The organism is Nocardioides solisilvae, from assembly GCF_003194625.1.
GTDB classification, from domain to species: domain Bacteria; phylum Actinomycetota; class Actinomycetes; order Propionibacteriales; family Nocardioidaceae; genus Nocardioides; species Nocardioides solisilvae.
The window spans coordinates 399,916-425,431 of record NZ_QHKX01000003.1 but is presented as its reverse complement, the minus strand read 5'-3'; the positions used below and the strand labels follow the sequence as shown (position 1 = coordinate 425,431).

At 73.2% G+C, this 25,516-nt stretch carries 22 protein-coding genes; 13 read left to right on the top strand and 9 right to left on the bottom strand.

Annotated features, from left to right (window positions below):
• Window positions 1-10: 10 nt before the first annotated feature.
• Window positions 11-652, bottom strand: coding sequence for a succinate dehydrogenase cytochrome b subunit (locus tag DNK53_RS13365; protein ID WP_110182820.1), 642 nt, complete (start codon window positions 650-652; stop codon window positions 11-13).
• A gap of 302 nt (window positions 653-954) precedes the next feature.
• Between DNK53_RS13365 and DNK53_RS13360 the strand changes: the two genes are divergently transcribed.
• The 10 genes from DNK53_RS13360 to DNK53_RS13315 all read left to right on the top strand — a co-directional run bounded on the left by DNK53_RS13360 (window position 955) and on the right by DNK53_RS13315 (window position 14,355).
• Window positions 955-2,739 carry a methylmalonyl-CoA mutase family protein gene (locus tag DNK53_RS13360; protein ID WP_110182819.1) on the top strand — a complete coding sequence of 595 codons (1,785 nt, stop codon included), beginning with the start codon at window positions 955-957 and terminating at the stop codon, window positions 2,737-2,739.
• Window positions 2,736-4,913 (top strand): methylmalonyl-CoA mutase, encoded by a 2,178-nt coding sequence (gene scpA / locus DNK53_RS13355; RefSeq protein ID WP_110182818.1) that lies wholly within the window; start codon window positions 2,736-2,738, stop codon window positions 4,911-4,913. The genes DNK53_RS13360 and scpA overlap by 4 nt, the downstream gene beginning before the upstream one ends.
• A complete protein-coding gene (gene meaB / locus DNK53_RS13350) occupies window positions 4,910-5,905 on the top strand; it encodes a methylmalonyl Co-A mutase-associated GTPase MeaB (RefSeq protein ID WP_110182817.1) in 996 nt (331 codons plus the stop codon). The genes scpA and meaB overlap by 4 nt, the downstream gene beginning before the upstream one ends.
• Window positions 5,906-5,933: 28 nt before the next feature.
• The gene (locus DNK53_RS13345; protein WP_110182816.1) at window positions 5,934-7,193 is read left to right on the top strand and encodes an amidohydrolase; all 1,260 of its coding nucleotides are present in this window, start codon (window positions 5,934-5,936) and stop codon (window positions 7,191-7,193) included.
• 110 nt (window positions 7,194-7,303) lie between these two features.
• Window positions 7,304-8,374 carry a BMP family lipoprotein gene (locus DNK53_RS13340; RefSeq protein WP_110182815.1) on the top strand — a complete coding sequence of 357 codons (1,071 nt, stop codon included), beginning with the start codon at window positions 7,304-7,306 and terminating at the stop codon, window positions 8,372-8,374.
• 152 nt (window positions 8,375-8,526) lie between these two features.
• Complete coding sequence (locus DNK53_RS13335; RefSeq protein ID WP_110182814.1) at window positions 8,527-10,068, top strand: ABC transporter ATP-binding protein; 1,542 nt, start codon at window positions 8,527-8,529, stop codon at window positions 10,066-10,068.
• Window positions 10,065-11,294 carry an ABC transporter permease gene (locus DNK53_RS13330; protein ID WP_110182813.1) on the top strand — a complete coding sequence of 410 codons (1,230 nt, stop codon included), beginning with the start codon at window positions 10,065-10,067 and terminating at the stop codon, window positions 11,292-11,294. Before DNK53_RS13335 ends, DNK53_RS13330 begins: the two co-directional genes overlap by 4 nt.
• The gene (locus DNK53_RS13325; RefSeq protein ID WP_110183153.1) at window positions 11,291-12,592 is read left to right on the top strand and encodes an ABC transporter permease; all 1,302 of its coding nucleotides are present in this window, start codon (window positions 11,291-11,293) and stop codon (window positions 12,590-12,592) included. Before DNK53_RS13330 ends, DNK53_RS13325 begins: the two co-directional genes overlap by 4 nt.
• Window position 12,593: 1 nt before the next feature.
• Entirely contained in the window at window positions 12,594-13,019 is a 426-nt protein-coding gene (locus DNK53_RS13320; RefSeq protein ID WP_110182812.1) for a cytidine deaminase, read from the top strand.
• A 43-nt stretch (window positions 13,020-13,062) separates the two neighbouring features.
• The gene (locus DNK53_RS13315; RefSeq protein WP_204163955.1) at window positions 13,063-14,355 is read left to right on the top strand and encodes a thymidine phosphorylase; all 1,293 of its coding nucleotides are present in this window, start codon (window positions 13,063-13,065) and stop codon (window positions 14,353-14,355) included.
• Between the two features lie 66 nt (window positions 14,356-14,421).
• On the opposite strand, the gene DNK53_RS13310 is transcribed toward DNK53_RS13315, so the two are convergent.
• Complete coding sequence (locus DNK53_RS13310; protein ID WP_110182811.1) at window positions 14,422-14,874, bottom strand: MaoC family dehydratase; 453 nt, start codon at window positions 14,872-14,874, stop codon at window positions 14,422-14,424.
• Window positions 14,875-14,893: 19 nt separating this feature from the next.
• Between DNK53_RS13310 and DNK53_RS13305 the strand changes: the two genes are divergently transcribed.
• On the top strand, window positions 14,894-15,991 hold the full coding sequence (locus tag DNK53_RS13305; RefSeq protein WP_239456526.1) for an adenosine deaminase: 1,098 nt from the start codon (window positions 14,894-14,896) through the stop codon (window positions 15,989-15,991).
• On the opposite strand, the gene DNK53_RS13300 is transcribed toward DNK53_RS13305, so the two are convergent.
• Window positions 15,977-16,639, bottom strand: a complete 663-nt coding sequence (locus DNK53_RS13300) for a hypothetical protein (RefSeq protein ID WP_110182809.1) — start codon at window positions 16,637-16,639, stop codon at window positions 15,977-15,979. The two genes, DNK53_RS13305 and DNK53_RS13300, sit on opposite strands and share 15 nt — an antisense overlap.
• Window positions 16,639-17,298: an ATP-binding protein gene (locus DNK53_RS13295; RefSeq protein ID WP_239456525.1), complete on the bottom strand. Its 660-nt coding sequence runs from the start codon at window positions 17,296-17,298 to the stop codon at window positions 16,639-16,641. Before DNK53_RS13295 ends, DNK53_RS13300 begins: the two co-directional genes overlap by 1 nt.
• A gap of 136 nt (window positions 17,299-17,434) precedes the next feature.
• Between DNK53_RS13295 and DNK53_RS13290 the strand changes: the two genes are divergently transcribed.
• The gene (locus DNK53_RS13290) at window positions 17,435-19,048 is read left to right on the top strand and encodes a substrate-binding domain-containing protein (protein ID WP_162599936.1); all 1,614 of its coding nucleotides are present in this window, start codon (window positions 17,435-17,437) and stop codon (window positions 19,046-19,048) included.
• A 163-nt stretch (window positions 19,049-19,211) separates the two neighbouring features.
• On the opposite strand, the gene DNK53_RS13285 is transcribed toward DNK53_RS13290, so the two are convergent.
• The 4 genes from DNK53_RS13285 to DNK53_RS13270 all read right to left on the bottom strand — a co-directional run bounded on the left by DNK53_RS13285 (window position 19,212) and on the right by DNK53_RS13270 (window position 24,341).
• Window positions 19,212-20,096, bottom strand: a complete 885-nt coding sequence (locus DNK53_RS13285) for an aldehyde dehydrogenase family protein (RefSeq protein WP_110182807.1) — start codon at window positions 20,094-20,096, stop codon at window positions 19,212-19,214.
• Window positions 20,093-21,571: an aldehyde dehydrogenase family protein gene (locus DNK53_RS13280; RefSeq protein WP_110182806.1), complete on the bottom strand. Its 1,479-nt coding sequence runs from the start codon at window positions 21,569-21,571 to the stop codon at window positions 20,093-20,095. The genes DNK53_RS13285 and DNK53_RS13280 overlap by 4 nt, the downstream gene beginning before the upstream one ends.
• A gap of 11 nt (window positions 21,572-21,582) precedes the next feature.
• A complete protein-coding gene (deoC, locus tag DNK53_RS13275) occupies window positions 21,583-22,584 on the bottom strand; it encodes a deoxyribose-phosphate aldolase (RefSeq protein ID WP_110182805.1) in 1,002 nt (333 codons plus the stop codon).
• A 98-nt stretch (window positions 22,585-22,682) separates the two neighbouring features.
• Window positions 22,683-24,341: a phospho-sugar mutase gene (locus tag DNK53_RS13270; RefSeq protein ID WP_110183150.1), complete on the bottom strand. Its 1,659-nt coding sequence runs from the start codon at window positions 24,339-24,341 to the stop codon at window positions 22,683-22,685.
• A 31-nt stretch (window positions 24,342-24,372) separates the two neighbouring features.
• Here DNK53_RS13270 and DNK53_RS13265 point away from each other — a divergent pair, with 31 nt between their 5' ends.
• Window positions 24,373-24,846: an SRPBCC family protein gene (locus DNK53_RS13265; RefSeq protein WP_110182804.1), complete on the top strand. Its 474-nt coding sequence runs from the start codon at window positions 24,373-24,375 to the stop codon at window positions 24,844-24,846.
• Here the strand turns inward: DNK53_RS13265 and tpx are convergent.
• On the bottom strand, window positions 24,816-25,313 hold the full coding sequence (gene tpx / locus DNK53_RS13260) for a thiol peroxidase (RefSeq protein WP_110182803.1): 498 nt from the start codon (window positions 25,311-25,313) through the stop codon (window positions 24,816-24,818). The genes DNK53_RS13265 and tpx overlap by 31 nt on opposite strands.
• Between the last annotated feature and the right edge of the window lie 203 nt (window positions 25,314-25,516).

Below are 25,516 nucleotides of genomic sequence, written 5' to 3'. Positions count from 1 at the left end.
TGAGTGGTCCTTACTTCGAGACGATGCCGGTGAGCACGGAGAGCGGGACGAGCGCGAAGCCGCCGGCGATGACGATCGCCACGACCCAGCCGGCCGTCTTGGCGCGGGCCCGGGCGCGGGCCGTGCCGGTGAGGCCGAGGGTCTGCATGGCGCTCCACGTGCCGTGGTGCAGGTGCATCCCGAGGGCGAACATCGCGAGCAGGTAGATGATCGACATCCACCAGAGCTCGAACGACTCGACCAGCAGGTTGTACGGGTCGGCGGTGCCGGTGCCGTCGGGGTTCGGGTTGACCTTGCCCACGGTGAAGTGGAGCAGGTGCCAGATCGCGAAGACCAGGATCGTGAGGCCGCCCCAGCGCATCGTCCGCGAGGAGAGCGAGGAGGCGAGGTTCTTCTTCACGACGTACTTGCTGGTGCGGGCGTTGCGGGCCCGCGCCGTGAGCACGACGGCCGCGTAGACGTGCGTGACCAGGGCGACGATCAGCAGGACGCGCACGATCCACAGCAGCCCGTTCTCGGGGAGCATCGGCTCCCCGAAGACCCGCAGGTGGTGGGCGTACTCGTTGAACGAGTCGTGCCCGGCGAACACCTTGAGGTTGCCGTACATGTGGAGGACCAGGTAGCCGAGGAAGACGAGGCCGCTCACGGCCATCGTGATCTTCAGGGCGACCGTCGAGCGCGTGGAGCGTGATCCCTTGACCAGGGTCCGCGTAGGAGTATGGGTTGCCACAAGACGACAAGGTACCGCGCCGTGAGCCGCCTGAGGACCGCGGGTACGCGGTGCGGATGTGAGAAAGGTCCGGTTACCGGCGGGTCACCCCGACGTGACACGCGGGTGACGTCCGGGTGGCGCCCGGGAGGGGCCCCCGAGAGTCCGGGGGACCGGACCGGCGAGCGGGTCTGGCATGCGGCCACGCGTCGGTGGTGTCGGGGGCTCCGCCTATCCTGCGCAGCATGACTGCACCTGACGACCGGCTGGCGCTGGCCTCGGAGGAGGACGCCGCCACGGCCGCGGACTGGGAGCGCGCGACCGCCGCCGTGCTCCGCAAGTCCCGGCGGCTGCGCGACGACGACCCCGACGACCTGGTCTGGCAGAGGCTCGCCCGGACCACGCTCGACGGCATCGCGGTCGCCCCCATCGGCACCCCTGCCTCCCTCGAGGGCCTCACCACCGCGGGCCGTCCGGCCCGCGCCGGCGCCTGGGACGTGCGCACCCCGCTGGCCGGCGCCGACGCGGCGGCGCTCAACGAGGCCGCCCTGGTCGACCTCGAGAACGGCGCCACCTCGCTGCTGCTCCAGCTCGAGCCGGGCGAGGGCGGCACGCCGGTCGACCTCGAGGCCGTGCTCCGCGGGGTCCTGCTCGACCTGGCCCCGGTCGCGCTCGAGCGGCCCACCGCCGCGCAGGCCGCCGCGCTGGCCGACGTGCTCGAGGCGTACGACGGCCCCGTCGCCGCCGGTGCCAACCTCTCCTTCGACCCGCAGACCCTCGAGGTCTTCGGGGCGGACGCCGACGACACGGGCGACCCGTGGTCCGAGCTGGTCCCGCTGGCCCGGCGCGCCTGGCAGCTCGGCGTGCTCGGCCTCGTGGTCGACGGCACCGCCCTGCACGACAAGGGGGCGAGCGACGCCCAGGAGCTCGGGTGGACGATCGCGGTCGGCGTCCACTACCTCCGCCTGCTCACCGAGGCCGGGATGCCGGTCGACGAGGCGGCCAAGGTCATCGAGTTCCGCTACGCCGCGACCGACGAGCAGTTCCCGACCATCGCCAAGCTGCGAGCCGCGCGCCGGCTCTGGGCCCGCGTCCTCGAGGCGTCGGGCTCTGCGGGTGTCCCGCAGCGCCAGCACGTCGTCACCAGCCGGCCGATGATGACCCGGTTCGACCCCTGGGTGAACATGCTGCGCACCACCGTGGCGGCGTTCGCCGCGGGGGTCGGCGGCGCCGACGTGGTCACCGTGGTGCCGTTCGACGAACCCCTCGGCACCCCCGACGGCTTCGGTCGGCGGATCGCCCGCAACACCTCGTCGCTCCTGATCGAGGAGTCCCACCTCGCGGTCGTCGCCGACCCGGCCGGCGGCTCCTACGCCGTGGAGCGGCTCACCGACGACCTCGCGGTCGCCGGCTGGGCCGAGCTGGGCCGGATCGAGTCCGCGGGCGGGGCGGCCGCGCAGGAGGCCCGGCAGGGCGTCGCCGACCGCGTCGTCGCCACGGCCGCCGAGCGGGACGCGCAGGTCGCCGACCGCTCCCGGCCGATCACCGGTCTCTCGGAGTTCCCCCACCTGGCCGAGACGCTGCCGGTGCGGGAGCCCTCCCGGCGGCCCCGCGTGCGCTCCTACGGCTGGGCCTTCGAGGCGCTGCGCGAGGAGCCGGCCGCCACGCCCGTCTTCCTCGCCACCATGGGCCCGATCGCGGCGCACACCGCGCGCGCCACCTTCGCGGCCAACCTGCTCGCCGCGGGCGGGGTCGCGGTCGAGGCCGCCGGCCCGACCGACGGGGTCGAGCAGGTCCTCGCCGCCTACGCCGGCCAGCCGGTCGTCTGCCTCGCCGGCACCGACGCGGCGTACGCCGAGTGGGGCGCCGACCTGGTGGCCGCCCTGCGCGACGCCGGGGCGTCGTACGTCGTCCTCGCCGGCAAGCCCGGCGAGCGCACCAACATCTCCGAGGACTCGGTGGACGACTCCGCCGCGATGGGCGTGGATGCGCTCGGGTTCCTCACCCGGATCCGGGAGGCACTGGCATGACCGTTCCCAGCAACTTCGCCGAGGTCGGCCTCGCAGCCACGGGCGAGCGGTCCGAGACGCCGCGCACCGACGGCGACGGCTGGCTCAGCCCCGAGGGCGTGCCGGTCCTGCCCGTCTACGGTCCCGAGCACCTCGAGGGCCTCGACGCGCTCGACACCTGGCCCGGGCTGAGCCCGTTCCTGCGCGGCCCCTACCCGACGATGTACACCACCCAGCCGTGGACCGTGCGCCAGTACGCCGGGTTCTCGACCGCCGAGGAGTCCAACGCCTTCTACCGCCGCAACCTGGCGGCCGGGCAGAAGGGCCTCAGCGTCGCCTTCGACCTCGCCACCCACCGCGGCTACGACTCCGACCACCCGCGGGTGCGCGGCGACGTCGGCATGGCGGGCGTCGCGATCGACTCGATCTACGACACGCGGACCCTCTTCGACGGCATCCCGCTCGACCAGATGTCGGTGTCGATGACGATGAACGGCGCGGTGCTGCCCGTCCTCGCGCTCTACATCGTGGCGGCCGAGGAGCAGGGGGTGAAGCCGGAGCAGCTCACGGGGACCATCCAGAACGACATCCTCAAGGAGTTCATGGTCCGCAACACCTACATCTACCCGCCGCAGCCGAGCATGCGGATCATCAGCGACATCTTCGCCTTCACCAGCCAGCGGATGCCGCGGTTCAACTCGATCTCGATCTCGGGATACCACATGCAGGAGGCCGGGGCGACGGCCGACCTCGAGCTGGCCTACACCCTCGCCGACGGCGTGGAGTACATCCGCGCCGGGCTGGAGGCGGGGCTGGACATCGACCACTTCGCCCCCCGGCTCTCGTTCTTCTGGGCGATCGGGATGAACTTCTTCATGGAGGTCGCCAAGATGCGCGCGGCCCGGGCCCTGTGGGCCCGGCTGGTGCGCCAGTTCGACCCGAAGAACCCCAAGTCGCTCTCGCTGCGCACCCACAGCCAGACCAGTGGCTGGTCGCTCACCGCCCAGGACGTCTTCAACAACGTCCAGCGGACCGCGATCGAGGCGATGGCCGCCACCCAGGGCCACACGCAGTCGCTGCACACCAACGCCCTCGACGAGGCGATCGCCCTGCCGACCGACTTCTCGGCGCGGATCGCGCGCAACACCCAGCTGCTCCTGCAGCAGGAGTCGCGCACGACCGAGGTGATCGACCCGTGGGGCGGCTCCTACTACGTGGAGCGGCTCACCCACGACCTCGCCGAGCGGGCCTGGGCCCACATCCAGGAGGCCGAGGCCGCCGGCGGGATGGCGAAGGCGATCGAGCAGGGCATCCCCAAGATGCGGATCGAGGAGGCGGCCGCCCGCACCCAGGCGCGGATCGACTCCGGCGCCCAGAAGGTGATCGGCGTCAACACCTTCCGCCTCGCCGACGAGGACCCGCTGGACGTCCTCAAGGTCGACAACGACGAGGTCTACAAGCAGCAGGTCGCCAAGCTGGAGCGGCTCCGGGCGGAGCGCGACGACGCCGAGGTCCGCCGGACGCTCGACGCGCTCACCGCGTCGGCCGAGCGCGGCACTGAGTCGACAGGAGGAGGCGGCGGCTCGCTCGACGGCAACCTGCTCGCCCTCGCCGTGGACGCGGCCCGGGCGAAGGCCACCGTCGGCGAGATCTCCGACGCCCTGGAGAAGGTCTACGGCCGCCACCAGGCCGTGATCCGTACGATCAGCGGCGTGTACCGCGAAGAGGCAGCCACCGGCGAGGACTCCCGGGTCGAGCAGGTGCTCGCCGCGACCGCCGAGTTCGAGGAGGAGGAGGGGCGCCGTCCGCGCATCCTCGTGGCCAAGATGGGCCAGGACGGGCACGACCGCGGGCAGAAGGTCGTGGTCACGGCCTTCGCCGACCTCGGCTTCGACGTCGACGTGGGGCCCCTCTTCTCCACGCCGGAGGAGGTCGCCCAGCAGGCGGTCGACGCCGACGTCCACATCGTCGGCGTCTCGTCGCTGGCGGCGGGCCACCTCACGCTGCTGCCGGCGCTCAAGCAGGCGCTGGCCGACCTGGGCCGTCCCGACGTCATGGTGGTGATCGGCGGGGTCATCCCGCCCGACGACGTGCCCACGCTCAAGGAGATGGGGGCGGCCGAGGTCTTCCTGCCCGGCACCGTCATCGCCGAGAGCGCGCTGGGCCTGCTGGCCAGGCTCCGCGAGCAGCAGTGAGCCCGGCCCGGCCGGTCGACGTCGCCGGGCTCGTGGCCGGCGTCCGCGAAGGACGCCGCGCCGCGGTCTCGCGCGCCATCACCCTGGTCGAGTCGTCGCGGCCCGACCACCGCACCGCCGCGCGCGAGCTGCTGGCCGAGCTCACGCCGGAGGCCGGCACGGGCTCGCCCGCGGTCCGGGTCGGCATCTCAGGGGTGCCGGGGGTAGGCAAGTCCACCTTCATCGAGGCGCTGGGCACCCACCTCACGGGGCAGGGGAAGCGCGTCGGCGTGCTCGCCGTCGACCCCTCCAGCGTCCGGACCGGCGGCTCGGTGCTGGGCGACAAGACCCGGATGGCGCGGCTCGCGGTCGACCCCCGGGCCTACATCCGGCCCTCGCCGTCGGCGGGCACCCTGGGCGGCGTCGCCCGGGCGACCAGCCAGGCGATGACGGTGCTGGAGGCCGCCGGCCACGACGTCGTCCTCGTCGAGACCGTCGGGGTGGGACAGTCGGAGATCACCGTCGCCCGGATGGTCGACACCTTCCTCTTCCTCACGATCGCCCGCACCGGCGACCAGCTGCAGGGGATCAAGAAGGGCATCCTCGAGATCGCCGACGTCGTCGCGGTCAACAAGGCCGACGAGGACCACGAGGGCGAGGCTCGCGTCGCCGCCCGCGAGCTGGCCGGGGCGCTTCGCCTCGTCCGCGGCCACAAGGAGTGGGCCCCTCCGGTGGTGACCTGCTCGGGGCTCACCGGCACCGGGGTCGCCGACGTCTGGGAGCGGGTGCTGGGCCACCGCGAGCACCTCGCCGCGGAGGGGCTGGCCGCCAAGCGGGCCGGCCAGCAGCTGGAGTTCACGTGGGCCCTGGTGCTCGAGGAGCTCGAGCACCGGCTGCGCCGCTCGCCCGCGGTCGCGGCGGTGCGCGAGGAGGTGCGGGCCGAGGTGCTCGCCGGCCGGATGGCCGCGCCCGAGGCGGCCGACCGCGTCCTCGCGGCCTACGACGGGGCCTGAGCCCGCGGGCAACTACTCTGGGGGGACCATGTCTCCCGACTCCTCCGAGCCTCCCGCACCCGCCCGGCCCGCCGCCTCCGTCGTCACCGAGGTGGTGGCGAAGTTCCACGACCAGCTCGTCGAGCTGCGTCGGGACCTGCACGCCCACCCCGAGCTCTCCTGGGCGGAGACGCGGACCACCGACCTGGTCGTCGGCCTGCTCGACGGCACCGGCTGGCAGGTCCGTCGGGTGGCCGGCGGCGGCGTCGTCGCCGACATCGGGGCGCGGGGCGACCGGGCGCGGGGCGAGGGGGCGCGCCGGGTGGCGCTGCGCGCCGACCTGGACGCCCTCCCGGTCGAGGACCTCACGAAGGACCCGTGGAGCAGCACCGTCCCGGGCGTCGCCCACGCGTGCGGCCACGACGTGCACGTCGCGGGCCTGGTCGGGGCCGCGCTCGCGCTCGACGAGGTGCACGCCCGCGGGCTGCTGCCCGGCGCGGTGCGGCTGGTCTTCCAGCCGGCCGAGGAGGTGATGCCGGGCGGCGCGCTCCACCTCCTCGAGACCGGCGCGCTGGACGAGGTCGACGAGATCTTCGGCCTGCACTGCGACCCGAGCCTCGACGTGGGCCGGGTGGGGCTGCGGGTCGGGCCGCTCACCGGCGCCGCCGACGCGCTCAGCGTCCGGCTCGCGGGCAAGGGCGGGCACACCTCCCGGCCCCACCTCACCGAGGACCTCACCTTCGCCCTCGGCAAGCTGCTCACCGAGCTGCCGGCGATCCTCTCCCGACGCCTGGACCCCCGGGCCGGCGCGAGCGTGGTCTGGGGCCGGGTGCACGCCGGGTCGGCCCACAACGTCATCCCCGGCGTCGGCGAGGTCGCCGGCACGGTCCGGATGCTCGACGCCGTCGCCTGGGCCGACGCCGAGCACCTGGTGCGCACGCTGGTGAGCCAGATCGTGGCGCCGTACGGCGTCACCGCCGAGGTCTCCTACCAGCGCGGCGTGCCGCCCGTGGTCAACGGCGCCGACTCGACCCGGGTGCTGGGCACCGCGGTCGAGTCGGTGCTCGGCAGCCACGGCCACGTGCCGACCAGCCAGAGCCTCGGGGGCGAGGACTTCGGCTGGTACCTCGACCGGGTGCCCGGCGCGATGGGCCGGCTCGGCACCCGCGCGCCCGGTGGGCCGACGTACGACCTGCACCAGGGCAACCTGCGGGTCGACGACGGAGCCGTGCCGATCGCGGCGCGGGTGCTCGCCCAGGCGGCCGTCGAGGCGCTGGCGCAGGACGGCGCGGGGGAGCGGCCGCGCTAGGTCACCCTCCGGTAACGAACGGCGTCGGAGGGCTTCCGGCGGGGCCGGCCGGTATTACTGTGACTCCGAAATGCGCCCCGAGCGCCAGGAACCACAGATCAGGAGGCGCCGTGAAGAAGACGGCCCGTATCGCCGCAGTGGTCAGCATCGCTGCACTCACCCTCGCCGCGTGTGGCGAGCGTTCCAACGACGAGGCGGACGACGCCAGCAGCACCCCGTCTGCCTCCTCGAGCGCGCCCGCCCCGGCCGAGCAGGTCGACTTCAAGGCGTGCATGGTCTCCGACTCGGGCGGCTTCGACGACAAGTCCTTCAACCAGACCTCGCACGACGGCATGGAGAACGCCGCCACCAACCTGGGCGTCCAGACCGGCGAGGTCGAGTCCCAGTCAGACAGCGAGTACGGCGACAACATCGAGGCGCTCGTCTCGCAGGGCTGCAACTCCATCACCACGGTCGGCTTCCTGCTCGGTGACGCGACCCTGGCCGCGGCCAAGAAGCACAAGGACGTCGACTTCTCCATCGTCGACTTCGCCTACGAGAAGGCGCCCAAGAACGTCAAGGGCCTCACCTTCAACACCAACGAGAACTCCTTCCTTGCCGGCTACCTGGCCGCCGCGACCTCCGAGTCCGGCACCGTCGGCACGCTGGGCGGCATGAACATCCCGACCGTGACCATCTTCATGGAGGGCTTCCGCCAGGGCGTCGAGAAGTACAACGAGGACGAGGGCGCCGACGTCCAGCTCCTCGGCTGGGACGGCAAGTCCGGCTCCTTCACCGACGACTTCGAGGACAAGACCAAGGGCCAGGCGATCGCCGAGCAGATGATCGGCCAGGGTGCGGACGTCGTCTTCCCCGTCGCCGGTCCCGCCGGTCTCGGCGCCCTGCAGGCCGCCAAGGACGCCGACGTCGACGCGATCTGGGTCGACACCGACGGCTGCGTCTCGGCCGCCGAGTACTGCGACGTGCTCCTGACCTCCGTGGTCAAGGCCATGGACGTGGCCGTCGAGGAGGCCATCGCGGCCTCGCTCAACGACGAGTTCAGCAACGAGGTCTACGTCGGCACCCTGGAGAACGGCGGCGTCAGCCTGGCCGACCTCTCCGACGACGTCGACTCCGAGGTCGCGGACAAGATCGAGGAGCTCAAGGAGCAGATCATCTCGGGCGAGCTCGAGGTCAAGTGACCCGCTGACCCAGCGGTTACGACCAGCACCAACCACCGACGTCCGGGGCGGGGCCCAGTCCCCGCCCCGGACGTGGGCGTGAGACGGTCGGTCCGTGGCCCCTTCGGCGGGGCCCGGCCGGCACGATCGACCACGTCGTCGAGAGGATTCCAGTGAGGCTCGAGATCAAGGGGCTGACCAAGCGGTTCGGCTCCTTCACGGCCAACGACAGCATCGACCTGACCATCGAGCCCGGTGAGATCCACTGCCTGCTCGGCGAGAACGGCGCGGGCAAGTCGACGCTCATGAACATGCTCTACGGGCTGCTGGACCCCACGGAGGGCCAGATCGTCGTGGACGGCGAGCCGGTCACCTTCGCCTCGCCGAGGGACGCGATCGCCGCCGGCATCGGCATGGTCCACCAGCACTTCATGCTCGTCCCGGTCTTCAGCGTCGCCGAGAACGTGATGCTCGGCCGCGAGCACACCCGCGGGCTCGGCGTCCTCAACCGACGGAAGGCGGCCGAGACCGTCCGCGAGCTCTCCAGCCGCTACAACCTGGCCGTCGACCCCGACGCCCTGATCGAGGACCTCCCCGTCGGCGTGCAGCAGCGGGTCGAGATCATCAAGGCGCTCTCCCACGACGCGAAGGTGCTCATCCTCGACGAGCCCACGGCGGTGCTCACGCCGCAGGAGATCGACGAGCTCATGGAGATCATGCGCGAGCTCAAGCGCCAGGGCACCTCGATCATCTTCATCACCCACAAGCTCCGCGAGGTCAAGGCGGTCGGCGACAAGATCAGCGTGATCCGCCGGGGCAAGGTCGTCGGCACCGCCCCGCCGACCGCGTCGGAGACCGAGCTCGCCGAGATGATGGTCGGCCGCGCCGTCCAGCTCGTCGTCGACAAGGAGCCCGCGAACGTCGGCGAGGAGGTGCTCTCGGTCGAGAACCTCACCGTCGTCGACCCCCGCGGCCACCAGGTCCTCAAGGACGTCACCCTGGCCGCCCGCGGCGGCGAGGTCCTCGGCATCGCCGGCGTCCAGGGCAACGGCCAGACCGAGCTCGTCAAGGCGCTGCTCGGGCTGGTCCGACCCGACGCCGGCACGATCCGCCTCGACGGGGAGGACATCACCCGGCACGGCCCCCGGGAGAGCCTCGACGCCGGGATCGGCTACGTCCCGGAGGACCGTTCGCACGACGGGTACGTCGGCGACTTCAGCGTCCGGGAGAACCTCATCCTCGACCTCTACCGCACCGACGGGTTCTCCCGCGGCCTCGCCCTGCGGCTCGACGCGATCGAGCAGAACGCCGACGCCCGGATCAAGGAGTTCGACATCCGCACGGAGAGCCCGGAGACGCCGGTGCGCTCCCTCTCCGGCGGCAACCAGCAGAAGGTCGTGGTGGCCCGCGAGTTCTCCCGGCCGCTGAAGGTGCTCGTCGCCGCCCAGCCCACCCGCGGGGTGGACGTGGGCTCGATCGAGTTCATCCACAAGCGGATCGTCGCGGAGCGGGACCGCGGCACTGCGGTCGTCATCGTCTCCACCGAGCTGGACGAGATCTACGCGCTCGCCGACCGGATCGCGGTCATGTACGACGGCCGGGTCGTCGGGGTCGTGGGCCCCGAGACGCCCCGGGAGGAGATCGGCCTGCTGATGGCCGGCGCGGGCGCCGGCACGACCGCCGCGACCGGCACGGACACCGAGGTGGAGGCATGAGTCCCGAGACCCCCGAGCAGGCCCCCGCTCCCGAGGAGCAGGCCACCGGCACCGACCCCAAGCCCGAGGAGGCCCAGGTCGAGCGGGCCGACCCGCGCAACCCCGTGAGCTGGTTGCCCACCCTGGTCGAGACCGCGGTCGCGATCGCGGTGGCCCTGGTCATCGGCGCGCTGCTGGTGGTCCTGAGCGACCAGGACGCCCTCGAGGCGCTGGCCTATCTGTTCACCTACCCGGCCGACTTCTTCAACGCGGCCTGGGACGCCATCTGGTCGTCGTACTCCGCGCTCGTCCGCGGCTCCGTCGGCAGCGGCGACCGGCTCGCCACGACGCTCGAGCGCGCCGCCCCGCTCATCTGCGCCGGGCTCGGCGTCTCCCTGGCCTTCCGCGCCGGCCTCTTCAACATCGGCGCCACCGGCCAGATGGTCTTCGGCTTCCTCGCCGCCGGCTACGTCGGCTTCACCTGGGACCTGCCGCCGGTCCTGCACATGCTGGTCGCCCTGGTCGCCGGCGTGGTCGCCGGCGCGCTGTACGGCGGGCTGGTCGGCCTGCTCAAGGCCCGCACCGGCGCGCACGAGGTCATCACGACCATCATGTTCAACTACCTGGCCGCGTCGATCCTGCTCTACGCGCTGAGCAAGGACGCCTTCCAGCGGCCCGGCAGCGACAACACCCAGTCGCCCCCGGTCGCCGACTCCGCGACCTTCGGGTCGGTCGCCGACGTGCACCTCGGCGTCGTCCTGGCCTTCCTCGCGGCGGGCGGCGTCTGGTGGCTGCTGGAGCGCAGCACGCTCGGCTTCGAGCTGCGCGCGGTGGGCTCCAACCCGGACGCCTCGCGGACCGCGGGCATGAACGTCTCCAAGGTCTTCACCGTCGGGATGCTGCTGGCCGGGGCCCTCGCGGGCCTCGCCTCCACCATGCAGGTCCTCGGCGACCAGTCCTCGCTGAGCCCGACGCTGGCCGGCAACATCGGCTTCGACGCCATCACGGTGGCGCTGCTGGGCCGGGCCACGCCGCTCGGGACGGTCCTGGCGGGCCTGCTCTTCGGGGCGCTCAGCGTGGGCGGCGTGGCGATGCAGGCCTCCGCCGGCACCCCCAAGGAGCTGGCCCAGGTGCTGCAGGCACTGATCGTGTTGTTCGTCGCGGCACCGGCGCTGGTCCGCGGCCTGACCCGGATGCGGAGCAGCGCGTCGGGGTCCACCGTGCAGGCGAAGGGATGGGGCGGATGAGCGCCGCGACAGCAGTGAGCAGCACCGGCGCGGTGGCGGTGCGCGACCGCGCCGACGTGCAACGCCAGGTCAAGCTGGCGGTGGTCTACGGGCTGGTGCTGGTGACCCTCCTGGCGTTCGCGCTCACCACCTCCGACTCGACGGTCTGGTACACCCTCGAGGAGCGGGTCAACCGCAAGGAGAGCCCGCCGGTCGAGGCGAACGGCGCCCTGGTGCTGTGGCCCGCCGTCGCGGTCGCCGCGGTCGCGGTGGCGCTCGCCGCCCTCAACCGGGTGCCGCGCAGCTGGGTGGGCGTGGTCGTGCACGGCCTCGTGGGCGTGGCCTTCTTCGCCGGCTTCCTCGTCTGGGTCTACGCCGACCAGGCGAACGCGGGGGCCATCGTCATGACCAACCCGCTGCCCGGCACGATCCGGCTGGCCACCCCGCTCATCTTCGGTGCGCTCGCGGGCGTGCTGTGCGAGCGGGCCGGCGTCATCAACATCGCCATCGAGGGTCAGTTCCTCATGGGCGCGTTCTTCGCCGCGGTCGCCTCCTCGCTCGCCTACAGCGCCGAGATGGGCCTGGTCGGCGGCGTCCTCGCCGGTATCGGGATGGGCGCCCTGCTCGGCGTCTTCGCGATGCGCTACCTGGTCAACCAGGTGGTCCTGGGCGTCGTGCTGATCGCCCTGGCCACGGGCCTGTCCAGCTTCCTGCTGAGCCAGATCCCCAACGACCCCGACGTCAAGCAGTACCTCAACGAGCCCCTGATCCTGCCGCGGATCGAGGTGCCGGTGCTCAGCGACATCCCCGTGCTCGGGCCGACGCTGTTCAACCAGACGCTGCTGGTCTACCTCATGTACCTCTGCGTGGTGCTGGTGAGCTGGCTGCTCTTCCAGACCAGGTGGGGCCTGCGGGTCCGGTCGGTGGGGGAGCACCCCAAGGCCGCCGACACCGTCGGGATCAAGGTCAACCGGATCCGCTGGCAGGCCGTGCTGCTCGGCGGCGCGCTCGCCGGCCTCGGTGGCGCCTACTTCACGGTCGGCTCCACGGGCTCCTTCGACAACGGCGCCTCGGCCGGCAACGGCTTCATCGCCCTCGCCGCGGTCATCATGGGGCGCTGGCACCCCGTCTTCGCCTCCCTGGCCGCGCTCTTCTTCGGCTTCATGTGGACGCTGCAGGCGCAGCTCGCCTTCCTGGACAAGATCCCCGGGGAGCTGCTGCGTGCCTCGCCCTACCTGGCGACCGTCATCGCGGTCGCCGGGTTCGTCGGCCGGGTCCGGGCGCCCGCCGCCGACGGCGAGCCGTACGTGAAGAGCTGACGTGGCCGACGAGCAGGTCTGGGGCCAGTCGGACTGGGACGCGCTCCGGGCGGCCGCGACCGAGGTCGCCGGCCGCGCGTACGCGCCGTACAGCCGCTACCGCGTCGGCGCGGCCGCCAGGGCGGTCGGCGACGACGGCGCCAGCCGGGTGCTGGTGGGGTGCAACGTCGAGAACGCCGGGTACGGCGTGACGCTCTGCGCCGAGTGCGGCCTGGTCTCCCAGCTGCACGCCACCGGCGGGGGGAGGCTGACCCACTTCGTCTGCGTCAACGGGGCCGGCGAGGTGATCATGCCGTGCGGCCGCTGCCGTCAGCTGCTGCACGAGCACGGCGGCAGGGAGCTGCTGCTCCTGACCGTCTCCGGCGTCCGCCGGATGGACGAGGTGCTGCCCGACGCCTTCGGGCCCGAGGACCTCGAGCACGCATGAGGACGAGCGCGCAGACGAGCGCGAAGACAAGGATGTGGTGAGGTTGTCCGCCCAGCAGGCCCGGCACGACGCCGTCGAGGTGATCACGGCCAAGCGCGAGCGCCAGGAGCTCTCCGACAGCCAGATCGACTGGGTGATCGACGCCTACACCCGCGGCGACGTGGCCGACGAGCAGATGTCGGCGCTCGCCATGGCCATCCTGCTCAACGGGATGGAGCGGCGCGAGATCTCGCGCTGGACCAGCGCGATGATCGCCTCCGGCGAGCGGATGGACTTCTCCGGCCTCTCCCGCCCGACCGCCGACAAGCACTCGACCGGCGGGGTGGGGGACAAGATCACCCTCCCGCTGGCCCCGCTGGTGGCCGCCTGCGGCGTCGCCGTGCCGCAGCTCTCGGGCCGGGGCCTGGGCCACACCGGCGGGACGCTCGACAAGCTCGAGTCGATCCCGGGCTGGCGGGCCGCGCTGAGCAACGACGAGATGATGGCGCAGCTGGAGTCGGTCGGCGCGGTCATCTGCGCCGCGGGCGACGGCCTGGCCCCGGCCGACAAGAAGCTCTACGCGCTGCGCGACGTCACCGGCACCGTCGAGGCGATCCCGCTGATCGCCTCCTCGATCATGAGCAAGAAGATCGCGGAGGGGACCGGCGCGCTGGTCCTCGACGTGAAGGTCGGCACCGGCGCCTTCATGAAGGACGTGGCCCGGGCCCGCGAGCTCGCCGACACCATGGTGGCGCTGGGCAAGGACGCCGGGGTCCACACGGTCGCCCTGCTCACCGACATGTCCACGCCGCTCGGCCTGACCGCCGGCAACGCGCTGGAGGTCGCGGAGTCGGTGGAGGTGCTCGCCGGCGGCGGCCCCGCCGACGTCGTCGAGCTGACCCTCGCGCTCGCGCGGGAGATGCTGCTGGGCGCCGGGGTGGACGACGTCGACCCCGCCGACAGGCTGGCCGACGGCTCCGCCATGGACGTGTGGCGCGAGATGGTCCGCGCCCAGGACGGCGACCCCGACGCGGCGCTGCCGACCGCCCGGGAGACCCACGTGGTCACCGCCCCCTCCAGCGGGGTGCTGACCCGGCTGGACGCGATGGCCGTCGGGCTCGCGGCCTGGCGCCTCGGCGCCGGCCGGGCGCGCAAGGAGGACCCGGTGCAGGCCGGGGCGGGCGTGGTGTGGCACGCGCGGCCGGGGGACCGGGTCGCCGAGGGCGCGCCGCTGCTCACGCTGCACACCGACGAGCCCGAGCGGTTCGAGCGGGCGCTGGCCTCCCTCGAGGGGGGCTACGACGTCGAGGAGACGGCGTACACCCCCCGCGACCTGGTCATCGACCGGATCGGCTGAGTCTCCCGGGCGGCCCGGTCGGGAGGGCGGTCGCGAGGGCCGGCCGGGTCGGCCGGCCCCGCGAGCTCAGGGCAGCAGCAGGACGACGGTCTCGGCCACGCAGGCGGGCTTCGGCTCGTCCTCGATCTCGACCGTGTGCTGGAGCGTCATCTGCAGCCCGGCGGGCAGCTCGGTGCACTCGCCCACCGTGATGTGCGAGCGGATCCGCTTGCCGACCCGCAGCGGGGTGGGGAAGCGGACCTTGTTGACGCCGTAGTTGAGCTTGGCGCCGGGGGTCTCGAGACTGAAGATGCCGGCGCCGAGCACCGGCAGCAGGGACAGGGTGAGGTAGCCGTGGGCGATCGTGCCGCCGAAGGGGCTGTCGGCCGCACGGTCGACGTCGACGTGGATCCACTGGTGGTCCCCGGTGGCGTCGGCGAACTGGTCGACCCGCTCCTGGTCGACGGTGAACCAGTCGCTGGTCCCGAGCTGCTCCCCGGTGGCGGCGGCGACTTCCTCGAGCGTGGTGAAGGTGCGCATGGATGACAGGATAGGGAGCGTGACGACGCCGACGAGAGACCAGGTCCACCGCGCCCCCAAGGTCGTGCTCCACGACCACCTCGACGGTGGTCTGCGCCCAAGTACGGTGCTGGAGCTGGCCGGGGAGATCGGGCACGAGCTGCCCGCCGACGACGCCGCCGCCCTGGGGGAGTGGTTCCGCGCCTCCGCCGACTCCGGGAGCCTCGAGCGCTACCTCGAGACCTTCGACCACACCGTCGCCGTCATGCAGACCGCTCCCGCCCTGCGCCGCGTCGCGGCGGAGTTCGTCGAGGACCTCGTCGCCGACGGCGTCGTCTACGCCGAGGTCCGCTACGCGCCCGAGCAGCACGTGCGCGGCGGCCTCTCGCTCGACGAGGTCGTGGCGGCCGTGCAGGAGGGGTTCGACGCGGCGGTGGCCGCCTCGGGTGACCGGGTCGTCGTCCGCCAGCTCCTCACCGCGATGCGCCACCAGGCCCGCTCCCGCGAGATCGCCGAGCTGGCGGTCGCCTGGCGCGACCGGGGCGTCGCCGGTTTCGACATCGCGGGCGCCGAGGCCGGCTACCCGCCCACCCGGCACCTCGACGCCTTCGAGTACCTCCAGCGCGAGAACAGCCACTTCACCATCCACGCGGGCGAGGCGTTCGGCCTGCCCTCCATCTGGCAGGCGATCCAGTGGTGCGGCGCCGACCGGCTCGGCCACGGGGTGCGGATCGTCGACGACATCGAGGTCGGGGCCGACGGCTCCGTCCACCTGGGGCGGCTCGCCGCCTACGTGCGCGACAGCCGGATCCCGCTGGAGATGTGCCCGAGCTCCAACGTGCAGACGGGCGCCGCCGCCTCGATCGCCGAGCACCCGATCGGCCTGCTGACCCGGCTGCGGTTCCGGGTCACCGTCAACACCGACAACCGGCTGATGAGCGGCACCTCCATGACCGAGGAGATGATGAAGCTCGTCGAAGCCTTCGGCTACGGGCTCGACGACCTGCGCTGGTTCACGATCAACGCGATGAAGTCGGCGTTCCTGCCCTTCGACGAGCGGCTCGCGATCATCGACGACGTCGTCAAGCCGGGGTACGCCGCCCTCGCGGCCGAGGCGGCAGGGTCAGCGGAGGCCTGAGCCCGCGCCCGGCGCCCGTGCGGTCGCCGGCAGCACGACGAACCACGGCCGGGGCCACCCCGTGCCGAGCGCGCCGTCGCGGAACCGGTCGGCCGGGAACGCCCGCTGGCCGCCGGTCGCCGGGTCGTGCACCCGGACGGAGTCCGCGGTGGCCCTGGGCCGAGGAGCGAGCGGTCCGTCGGCGGTGCCGTCCCGGGGGGCGCGGGCCGGGACCAGCGCGAGCAGGACGTGCCGGGGGAGCGCCCGGCTGCCGACGTACACCGGGACGGGGCGCCCCTCCTCGAGGGCGGCCACCAGGCCCTCCCAGGCGCGGCGCCGGCCGCGGCGACCCCGCGCCCAGCGCACGGTGTGCCGCACCCCCGTGCGGGCGGTGAGCTGGCGGGCGACCGCCCACGGCGGCGTCCCGAGCGACCGCGGCCACGGAGGCTGCAGGCGGCCCGCGACGTCGACGGGGCCGGTCACCCGCCGATGCATCGCCAGGGTCTCGCCGGCGACCCGCTCGGCGCCGCCGACGATCAGCCACCGGGCGTAGCGGGGGTTGGCCAGGGCCTCGGCGACCACCAGCACCGCGGCTCCGCAGGAGCGCCGGTCCGGCTGGGCGAGCCGCAGCGCGAGCAGCTCCCGCCCCCAGGCGCCCGGCGCGACCATCAGCGACCGGCCGGCTCGGGGGCGGCCATCAGCGCCCGGATCTCGCGGTGGGCCTCGTCGCCGGTGACCGGGCGGCAGCCCAGGGCGACGGCGTGCGCCACCACCCGTCGCTGCGCCCGCATGAGCGAGAGGCCGCGGCGCACCAGCACCAGCGGGGGCTTGCGCCGCTCGCGCAGGTCGCGCACCAGACGGCGCCAGAAGGTGAGCACCCGGTGCTGGCGCACGCAGTAGGCACCGGCCAGCAGGCCCGCCTCGGCGCAGGCGGGCACGACGTCGGCGGCGAAGATCCCCTCGGCGACGAAGAAGCGGTGCTCCCCGAGGTCGAGGGGGCGGTGGCCCTCCACGGCGCTGTGGGGGATGGAGTAGACGGGGACGTCCGCGCTGCCCTCGGTGCACAGCTCGTGCAGTGCGGCGAGCGCCGCGTCGTGGTGCCAGCTGCCCGGGTGGTCCCAGTCGACCAGGCCCGCGTTCGCGCCCTCGGTGATCCGCGGGAGGTCGGGTTCGGAGGCGTCTCGGTAGAAGTCGTCCAGCCGCAGGACGGGGAGGCCGAGCCGTTCGGCGAGCCGGGACTTGCCGGCCCCCGAGGGGCCGGCGAGGACGAGGACTCGCGCGCGCACCCGTCCATTGTGCCCGACGTACTCGTTGTGCCCGACGTCCACGCACGGCATGATGCCCAGCGGACGTCTGCCGTCTGGGTCACAATTGCCGCATTCGCGTCCCGCCCGGGGGAGGTCGGACGTATCGTCGCCCGGTCGGACAGGACCGAGGAAACACCGACCCTGGGGAGGGGGAGACATGGGACGCCATGCGCTGGACAAGGACGGCAAGGGGCTCTCGCCCCTCCTGCTGGTCCTGGCTCTCGTCGCGGTGATCGGTGGGGTCGGCTGGCTCACCATGGGCGGCGCCCTCGAGGAGGACGCCGCGGTCGCCGACACCTGCCAGGACCCCTTCGAGGTCCGGCTCGCCACCGTCCCGGCCATGCGCCCCCTGGTCGAGCAAGCCGTGACCGCCACGGCCCAGCGCAACCGGTGCGCCGCCGTCGAGGTCGTCGAGGAGACCCCCGACCAGACCTCCGCCGCCTTCGCCCGCAACGAGAGCCCCGACCTGTGGGTCGCCGACTCGTCGTTGCGGATGCAGCGGCTCGCCAGCTCGGGCGTCAGCACGGCCCTGCTCGAGGAGACGCTCGCCGCCTCGCCCGTCGGCCTGGTGACCGGGCCGACCGGGGCCGGCGTCGGCTCCTGGCGGGAGGCTCTCGTCTCGGGCCGCACGGTCCTCAACGACCCGGCGTCCGACGCCGCCTCGGCCCTGGCCCTCACCGCCTCGATGGGCGAGGCGCTCAGCGGCGGGACCGACCCCGTCGAGGCCCAGCTCTCGATGATCCCCCTCGCGCAGAAGTTCGGGGAGCGGACCGTCGACGGTCCCGCCGAGCCGATCGACCTGGGCTCCATCGGCAACGGCTCGACGCAGCTGCTGCCGATCTCCGAGCACGACTTCCTCAAGGCCCGTGCGGCCAACGCCGCGCTCACGCTCGTGAAGCCCGCGACCGGGTCGCCGGTGCTCGACTTCCCGCTCGCCGCGGCGTGGGACAGCGACAACACCCTGCGCGAGTACGGCCAGGAGCTGGGCAGCTGGTTCCGGACCGACGAGGGCGCCCGTGCCCTCGACGCCGCGGGGCTGCGGCGCAGCACCGTCGAGCCGCTGTCCAGCGGCGGCGGGATGGGCCAGGTCGAGGCGCTCGAGACCCCCTCCGACGACCTCGTGCTCCGGACGCTGGGCGGCTGGCAGGTGCTCAGCGTCCCGTCGAGCATCCTCGCGGTCTTCGACGCGTCGGGGTCGATGGACTTCCCGGCCGGCGCCGGCTCCACCCGCATGGAGCTCGCCGCCGACGCGGCCGGCCAGGCACTGAGCCTCTTCCCCCGGCACGCCAAGGTCGGCACCTGGGCCTTCTCGATCGACCAGGGCGGGCCCGGCCAGGACTGGCGCCAGCTCGCCCCGATCAAGCGGCTCAACGAGCGCACCGCCGGGATCGACCACGAGCGCTACCTCCGCCAGCAGCTGACCAAGCTCCTCTCGATCACCCAGGGCGGCACGGGTCTCTACGACACCACGTTGGCGGCGTACCGCCAAGGGCTGCGCAGCTACGACAAGAACTACTTCAACGCCGTCATCCTGATCAGCGACGGGGCCAACGACGACCCGGGCTCGCTGTCGCTGCCCGACCTGCTCGACAAGCTCAAGGAGTCCGCCGACCCGGCCCGGCCGGTCCGGATCATCTCGGTCGGCATCAGCGAGGACGCCGACATGCCGTCGCTGCGCCGGATCTCCGAGGCCACCGGCGGCCAGGCGTTCCTCGCCAAGGACCCGCGCGACATGCTCGACGTCTTCGCGCAGGCCCTCCTCTCCCGCTGACGCCGGGCCGCCGGGTCGCACCAAGCTCGGGCCCCCCGCCGTACCCGGGGCCCATGAATCCCCGCCTGAGCGGGGTTCGGTGAGGTTGTCGCGGCTTGCACGCCCCGCCAACCCGCAGAACCCCCGCCTGAGCGGGGGTTCTCGGGGCGCGTGGGACGACGGGTCAGAGGCCGATCGGGTGCCAGACGGTCTTGGTCTCGAGGAACGCGGTCATCCGGTCGATGCCGGGGTCGGCCTCCCAGTCGGGCTCGGCGGCGGGGGCACGCAGGACGCGCTTGAGGTTCTCCGCGGCCGAGGCCTCGAGGGCGGCCGCTGCCTCGTCGTCCCCGGCGAGCCCGGTGAGGTCGAGGGCGTTGACGTCCATGTGCTCGGCCAGCCACGGGGCGGTGGCCGCCGGGGGACCGGTGAGGACGTTGACGACCCCGCCCGGGACGTCGGAGGTGGCCAGCACCTCGGCGAAGGTGATCGCCGGGAGGGGCCGCTCCTCCGAGGCCAGCACCACGGTCGTGTTGCCGGTGACGATCGCGGGGGCGACGACCGAGACCAGCCCGAGCAGCGACGAGCGCTGCGGGGCGACCACGGCGACGACGCCGGTGGGCTCGGGCGAGGAGAGGTTGAAGTAGGGGCCGGCGACCGGGTTGGCGGAGCCGACGACCTGAGTGATCTTGTCGGCCCACCCGGCGTACCAGACGAGGCGGTCGACGGCGTCGTCGACGACCTGCGTCGCCTGCCGGGACCCCAGGCCCTCGGACTGTCGCACCGCGTCGAGGAACTGCGGGCGGCGGTCCTCCATCACCTCGGCGACGCGGTAGAGGATCTGGGCGCGGTTGTACGCCGTCTTCGACGACCAGCCGCCGAACGCCTTGCGGGCGGCCTGGACGGCGTCGCGGGCGTCCTTGCGCGACGCCATGGCGGCGTTGGCCACGAACTGTCCCTTCGCGTCGTTGACGACGTAGGAGTAGCCCGACTCCGAGCGCGGGAAGGCGCCGCCGATGTAGAGCTTCCAGGTCTTGCGCACGCTGGCGCGCGCGGGGGTCGTGGGGCTCACTTGAGGTATCCCTCCAGTCCGTGGCGGCCGCCCTCGCGGCCGTAGCCCGACTCCTTGTAGCCACCGAACGGCGACGTGGGGTCGAACTTGTTGAACGTGTTGGCCCAGACCACGCCGGCGCGCAGCTGGTTGGCCATCCAGAGGATCCGGGAGCCCTTCTCGGTCCAGACCCCGGCGGAGAGGCCGAAGGGGGTGTTGTTGGCCTTCTCGACCGCCTCGGTGGCGGTGCGGAAGGTCAGCACCGAGAGCACCGGGCCGAAGATCTCCTCGCGGGCGATCCGGTGGGCCTGGGAGACGCCGGTGAAGACGGTCGGCGGGAACCAGAAGCCGCGCTCGGGCAGGTCGCAAGGCGGCGACCAGCGGCCGGCGCCGCCGGTGGTGCCGACCTCGTCCTCGCCGACGCGGGCGAGCTCGGTGATCCGGGCGAGCTGCTCGGCGGAGTTGATGGCGCCGACGTCGGTGTTCTTGTCCAGCGGGTCGCCGACGCGCAGGGTGGCCATGCGGCGCTTGAGCCGGTCGAGCACCTCCTCGGCGACGCTCTCCTGGACCAGCAGCCGCGACCCGGCGCAGCAGACGTGGCCCTGGTTGAAGAAGATGCCGGTGACGATGCCCTCGACGGCCTGGTCGACCGGCGCGTCCTCGAAGACGATGTTGGCGGCCTTGCCGCCGAGCTCGAGGGTGACCTTCTTGTCGGTGCCGGCGACGGTGCGGGCGATCCGGCGGCCGACCTCGGTGGAGCCGGTGAACGCGACCTTGTCCACGTCGGGGTGGGCGACGAGTGCCTGTCCGGTCGCGCCGGCGCCGGTGACGATGTTGACGACGCCGGGCGGCAGGTCGGCCTGCTGGCAGATCTCGGCGAAGAGCAGCGCGGTCAGGGGGGTCGTCTCGGCGGGCTTGAGGACCACCGTGTTGCCGGCGGCCAGGGCCGGGGCGATCTTCCACGCGAGCATGAGCAGCGGGAAGTTCCACGGGATGACCTGGCCGGCGACGCCGAGCGACTGCGGGGCGCCGTTGCCGGGGACGGCGTACTCGAGCTTGTCGGCCCAGCCCGCGTAGTAGAAGAAGTGCGCCGCGGCGGTCGGGACGTCGACGTCCCGGCTCTCCTTGATCGGCTTGCCGTTGTCGAGCGTCTCCAGGACGGCGATCTCGCGGGCGCGCTCCTGGATGATCCGCGCGATCCGGTAGAGGTACTTGGCGCGCTCGCGCCCGCTCATCCGCCCCCAGACGCGGCTGTGGGCGCGGCGGGCGGCCTTGACGGCGGCGTCGACGTCGGCGTCGGAGGCCTCCGCGACCTCGGAGAGCACCTCCTCGGTGGCCGGGTTGACCGTCTTGAAGGAGGAACCCTGCCCGTCGACGAACTCGCCGTCGACGAAGAGCCCGTAGGAGGAGCGGATGTCGACGATCGCGCGCGACTCGGGGGCCGGCGCGTAGTCGAAGAGCGGCGCGGATGCTGCCGTCTCGGGAACCTTGACCATGCTGTGCTTCCTCAGTCCAGGGTGAAGTAGTCGGGGCCGGAGTAGCGGCCCGTGGTCATCTTGGTGCGCTGCATCAGCAGGTCGTTGAGCAGCGTGGAGGCGCCGAAGCGGAACCAGTCGGGGTCGAGCCAGTCCTGCCCCACGACCTCGTTGACCATCACGAGGTACTTGATCGCGTCCTTGGCGGTGCGGATCCCGCCGGCGGGCTTGACGCCGACCATCCGGCCGGTCTGCGCGCGGAAGTCGCGGACCGCCTCGAGCATCACCAGGGTGACGGGGAGGGTGGCGGCCGGCTGCACCTTGCCGGTGGAGGTCTTGATGAAGTCGCCGCCGGCCATCATCGCCAGCCAGCTGGCGCGGCGGACGTTGTCGTAGGTCTGCAGCTCGCCGGTCTCGAAGATCACCTTGAGGTGGGCGGCGGTGCCGTCGGGGCGGGCGCAGGCCTCGCGCACGGCGACGATCTCCTCGAAGACCTGCAGGTAGCGCCCCGTGAGGAAGGCGCCGCGGTCGATGACCATGTCGATCTCGTCGGCGCCGGCCTCGACGGCGTCGCGGGTGTCGGCGAGCTTGATGTCCAGCGCCGCACGACCGCTGGGGAACGCCGTCGCCACCGCGGCGACGTGGACGCCGGAGTCGCCCAGCGCGTCCTTCGCCGTCGCCACCATGTCGGGGTAGACGCAGACGGCCGCGGCCGCGGGACAGGTCGGGTCGGCGGGGTCGGGGCGCATCGCCTTGGAGGCCAGCGCCCGCACCTTGCCGGGGGTGTCCATGCCCTCGAGGGTGGTCAGGTCGACCATCCGGATCGCCAGGTCGAGGGCCTGGGCCTTGGCGGTGGTCTTGATCGACCGGGTGCCGAGGCCGGCGGCGCGGGCCTCGCAGCCGACCTGGTCGACCCCGGGCAGCCCGTGGAGGAAGCGGCGCAGGGAGGCGTCGGAGGCGGTCACGTCGGCGAACTGCGCGACGTCGACCCCGGCCGGGCCTGCACTCGTCGTCGAGGCAGAGGTGGCTGTCACTCCGACAGCATAGGCGGGGCGCGCCGCCGGACGGCAACCGACGACGACGCCGCCGGGGCGTCGCCGCGGACGCCGGTACGACGCCCCGGCGCCGCCGCTCAGAGGCCCGCCGCGGCCTTCACGTCGTTCTTGAGGGCGTCGAGGCGGCCGGCCGCGGAGATCCGGGCGGCGTCGACGCCGTCCTCCTCCGAGACCGGGACGACGACCTCGAGGTAGCACTTCACCTTGGGCTCGGTCCCGGACGGGCGGACGATCACCCGGGCGCCCTCCGCGAGGGTGTAGCGCAGGCCGTCGGTGGGGGGCAGCGCCTCGGAGCCCTCGGCGAGGTCCTCGACCCGGATCACCGGCAGGCCGCCGAGCAGCTCGGGGGGCGTGCTGCGCAGCCGCTCCATCGCCGCGTCGATGCCCGCGAGGTCGGCGAACCGCACCGAGAGCTGGTCGGTCGCGTGCAGCCCGTGGCGCAGGGCGAGGTCGTCGAGCAGGTCGGTGAGCCCGCGCCCCTCGGCCTTGGCCCGGGCCGCGACCTCGCAGAGCAGGAGCAGCGCGGAGACGCCGTCCTTGTCCCGCACGTGCTCGGGGTCGACGCAGTAGCCCAGCGCCTCCTCGTAGCCGAAGGCCAGGCCGTCGAGCCGGCCGATCCACTTGAAGCCGGTGAGGGTCTCGGCGTACTCCTGCCCGGCGGCCCGGGCCATCTTGCCGAGCAGCGAGGAGGAGACGATCGAGGTCGCCCAGACACCGGTCCGACCGCGCTCCAGGAGGTGGGCGGCGAGCAGTGCGCCCACCTCGTCGCCGCGCAGCATCCGCCAGCCGTGGGGGCCGGGGACCGCGGCGGCGCAGCGGTCGGCGTCGGGGTCGTTGGCCACCACGAGGTCGGCACCGGTCTCGGCGGCGAGCGCCAGCGCGAGGTCCATCGCGCCCGGCTCCTCGGGGTTGGGGAACGCCACGGTGGGGAAGTCGGCGTCGGGCTGCTCCTGCTGCTCCACCACCCGGACGGAGGAGAAGCCGGCGGTCTCCAGGACCTGGGCGACCGAGGTGCCGCCGACGCCGTGCAGGGGGGTGTAGACGACGTCGAGGTCGCGCGGGCCGTCCTCGACCAGGCCGGCGGTGGTGTCGAGGTAGCGGTCGACCAGCTCCTCGCCGACCGCCGTGCCGGCGTGACCGCGCGGCACGGAGGCCAGCGGGCCCACGGCGGCGATCCGCTCGGCGATGAGGGCGTCGGCGGGCGGCACGATCTGGCTGCCGTCGCCCAGGTAGACCTTGTAGCCGTTGTCCTGGGGCGGGTTGTGGCTGGCGGTGACCATCACGCCCGCGACGCAGCCGAGCTCGCGGATCGCGTAGGCCAGCAGTGGGGTGGGCAGGGGACGGGGCATGACGAGCGCCTTGAAGCCGGCGCCGGTCATCACCTCGGCGGTGTCGCGGGCGAAGACGTCGCTGTTGTGCCGGGCGTCGTAGCCGATGACCACGGAGGCCTCTCCGGTGACGCCCTGGTCGCGCAGGTACGCCGCCAGGCCGGCGGCGGCGCGGACGACGACGACGCGGTTCATCCGGTTGGGCCCGGCTCCCAGCGCGCCGCGGAGCCCGGCCGTGCCGAACTCGAGGGTGCCGCGGAAGCGGTCGGCGAGGTCGGCGGGGTCGCTGCCCGCCTCGACCTCGGCCACGACGGCCTCCAGCTCGGCCCGGGTGGCCTCGTCCGGGTCCTCGGCGGCCCAGGCGCGGGCGCGGTCGAGCAGGTCGGCGGTGGCGGCGTCAGCGGTCATGGCCAGACGGTAGCGCGGCAGGATGGGGTGCATGGCTCCCACCTTCGTCTTCTCGGGCCGCTGGCGGGTGCCGGCGACCGTCGCGGAGGTGGCCGGCGTGCTGGTCGACCTCGAGCACTACCCGCGGTGGTGGCCGGAGGTGCGCGCGGTGGCGCGGCTCGACGACGACACCGCCCGGGTGCTGTGCCGCTCGATCCTGCCCTACACCCTCGACCTGGTGCTGCGGGCCGAGCGGCGGGAGCCGCCCGTGCTGAGGGTCGGGGTGGACGGCGACCTCGCGGGGACGGTGGCCTTCGAGCTGGTGCCGGCGGGCGCGGGCACCGAGGTGCGGCTCAGCCAGGAGGTCGTGCTGGCCCACCGGTCGCTGGCGGTGGTGGCGGGTCCGGCGGGACCGCTGCTGCGCTGGAACCACCGGCGGATGATGGCCGGCTTCGCCCGGGGCCTGGTGGACCGCCTGGGCGAAGCCGGACCGGGTCAGCCCAGGGCGGCGATGGCCGCGTCGTAGTCGGGCTCGGTGGTGATCTCGTCGACCAGCTGGGTGTGGATCACGGTGCCGTCGGCGTCGAGCACCACGACGGCGCGGCCCAGGAGGCCGGCCATCGGGCCGTCGGTGAGGGTCACGCCGAAGTCCTCGCCGAAGGAGGAGCGGAAGGCGGAGCCGACCTTGACCTTGTCGATGCCCTCGGCGCCGCAGAAGCGCGCCTGGGCGAAGGGGAGGTCCTTGGAGACGTTGACGACGGTGGTGTTCTCCAGGTCGGCGGCGCGGGAGTTGAACTCCCGGACGCTGTTGGCGCAGATGCCGGTGTCGACGCTCGGGAAGATGTTGAGCACCACGCGGGTGCCCTCCGAGTCGGCCTGGGTCAGCTGGGAGAGGCCCTCGCCGACCAGGTCCCAGCCTGGGGCCTTGGTGCCGACGGCCGGCAGCTCGCCGACGGTGTGGACGGGGTTGCCCTTGAGTGCAGTGGTAGCCATGGCCACATTCCTACACCGCCGCGGCAACCGCCCCGCCGCCGCGTCTCAGCGGCGCGGGTCGACGTCCGAAGGCGCCGAGGGCGTGTGAGGTCGTGGAGTTCCGCGTGAGGCGCTGATCCCACCCGTCACAAGAATCCCCGCTCAGGTGGGGATCCATGAGCTTCGTGGGGTTTGCACGCCCCACGAAGTTCAGCGATCCCCGC

Excerpts from the sequence above, each read along its gene's own strand:
- DNK53_RS13365 (WP_110182820.1), bottom strand. The coding sequence starts at position 652 with ATGGCCGTGAGCGGCCTCGTCTTCCTCGGCTACCTGGTCCTCCACATG.
- DNK53_RS13360 (WP_110182819.1), top strand. The coding sequence starts at position 955 with ATGACTGCACCTGACGACCGGCTGGCGCTGGCCTCGGAGGAGGACGCC.
- scpA (WP_110182818.1), top strand. The coding sequence starts at position 2,736 with ATGACCGTTCCCAGCAACTTCGCCGAGGTCGGCCTCGCAGCCACGGGC.
- DNK53_RS13345 (WP_110182816.1), top strand. The coding sequence starts at position 5,934 with ATGTCTCCCGACTCCTCCGAGCCTCCCGCACCCGCCCGGCCCGCCGCC.
- DNK53_RS13330 (WP_110182813.1), top strand. The coding sequence starts at position 10,065 with ATGAGTCCCGAGACCCCCGAGCAGGCCCCCGCTCCCGAGGAGCAGGCC.
- DNK53_RS13325 (WP_110183153.1), top strand. The coding sequence starts at position 11,291 with ATGAGCGCCGCGACAGCAGTGAGCAGCACCGGCGCGGTGGCGGTGCGC.
- DNK53_RS13310 (WP_110182811.1), bottom strand. The coding sequence starts at position 14,874 with ATGCGCACCTTCACCACGCTCGAGGAAGTCGCCGCCGCCACCGGGGAG.
- DNK53_RS13300 (WP_110182809.1), bottom strand. The coding sequence starts at position 16,639 with ATGGTCGCGCCGGGCGCCTGGGGGCGGGAGCTGCTCGCGCTGCGGCTC.
- DNK53_RS13290 (WP_162599936.1), top strand. The coding sequence starts at position 17,435 with ATGGGACGCCATGCGCTGGACAAGGACGGCAAGGGGCTCTCGCCCCTC.
- DNK53_RS13280 (WP_110182806.1), bottom strand. The coding sequence starts at position 21,571 with ATGGTCAAGGTTCCCGAGACGGCAGCATCCGCGCCGCTCTTCGACTAC.
- DNK53_RS13270 (WP_110183150.1), bottom strand. The coding sequence starts at position 24,341 with ATGACCGCTGACGCCGCCACCGCCGACCTGCTCGACCGCGCCCGCGCC.
- DNK53_RS13265 (WP_110182804.1), top strand. The coding sequence starts at position 24,373 with ATGGCTCCCACCTTCGTCTTCTCGGGCCGCTGGCGGGTGCCGGCGACC.
- tpx (WP_110182803.1), bottom strand. The coding sequence starts at position 25,313 with ATGGCTACCACTGCACTCAAGGGCAACCCCGTCCACACCGTCGGCGAG.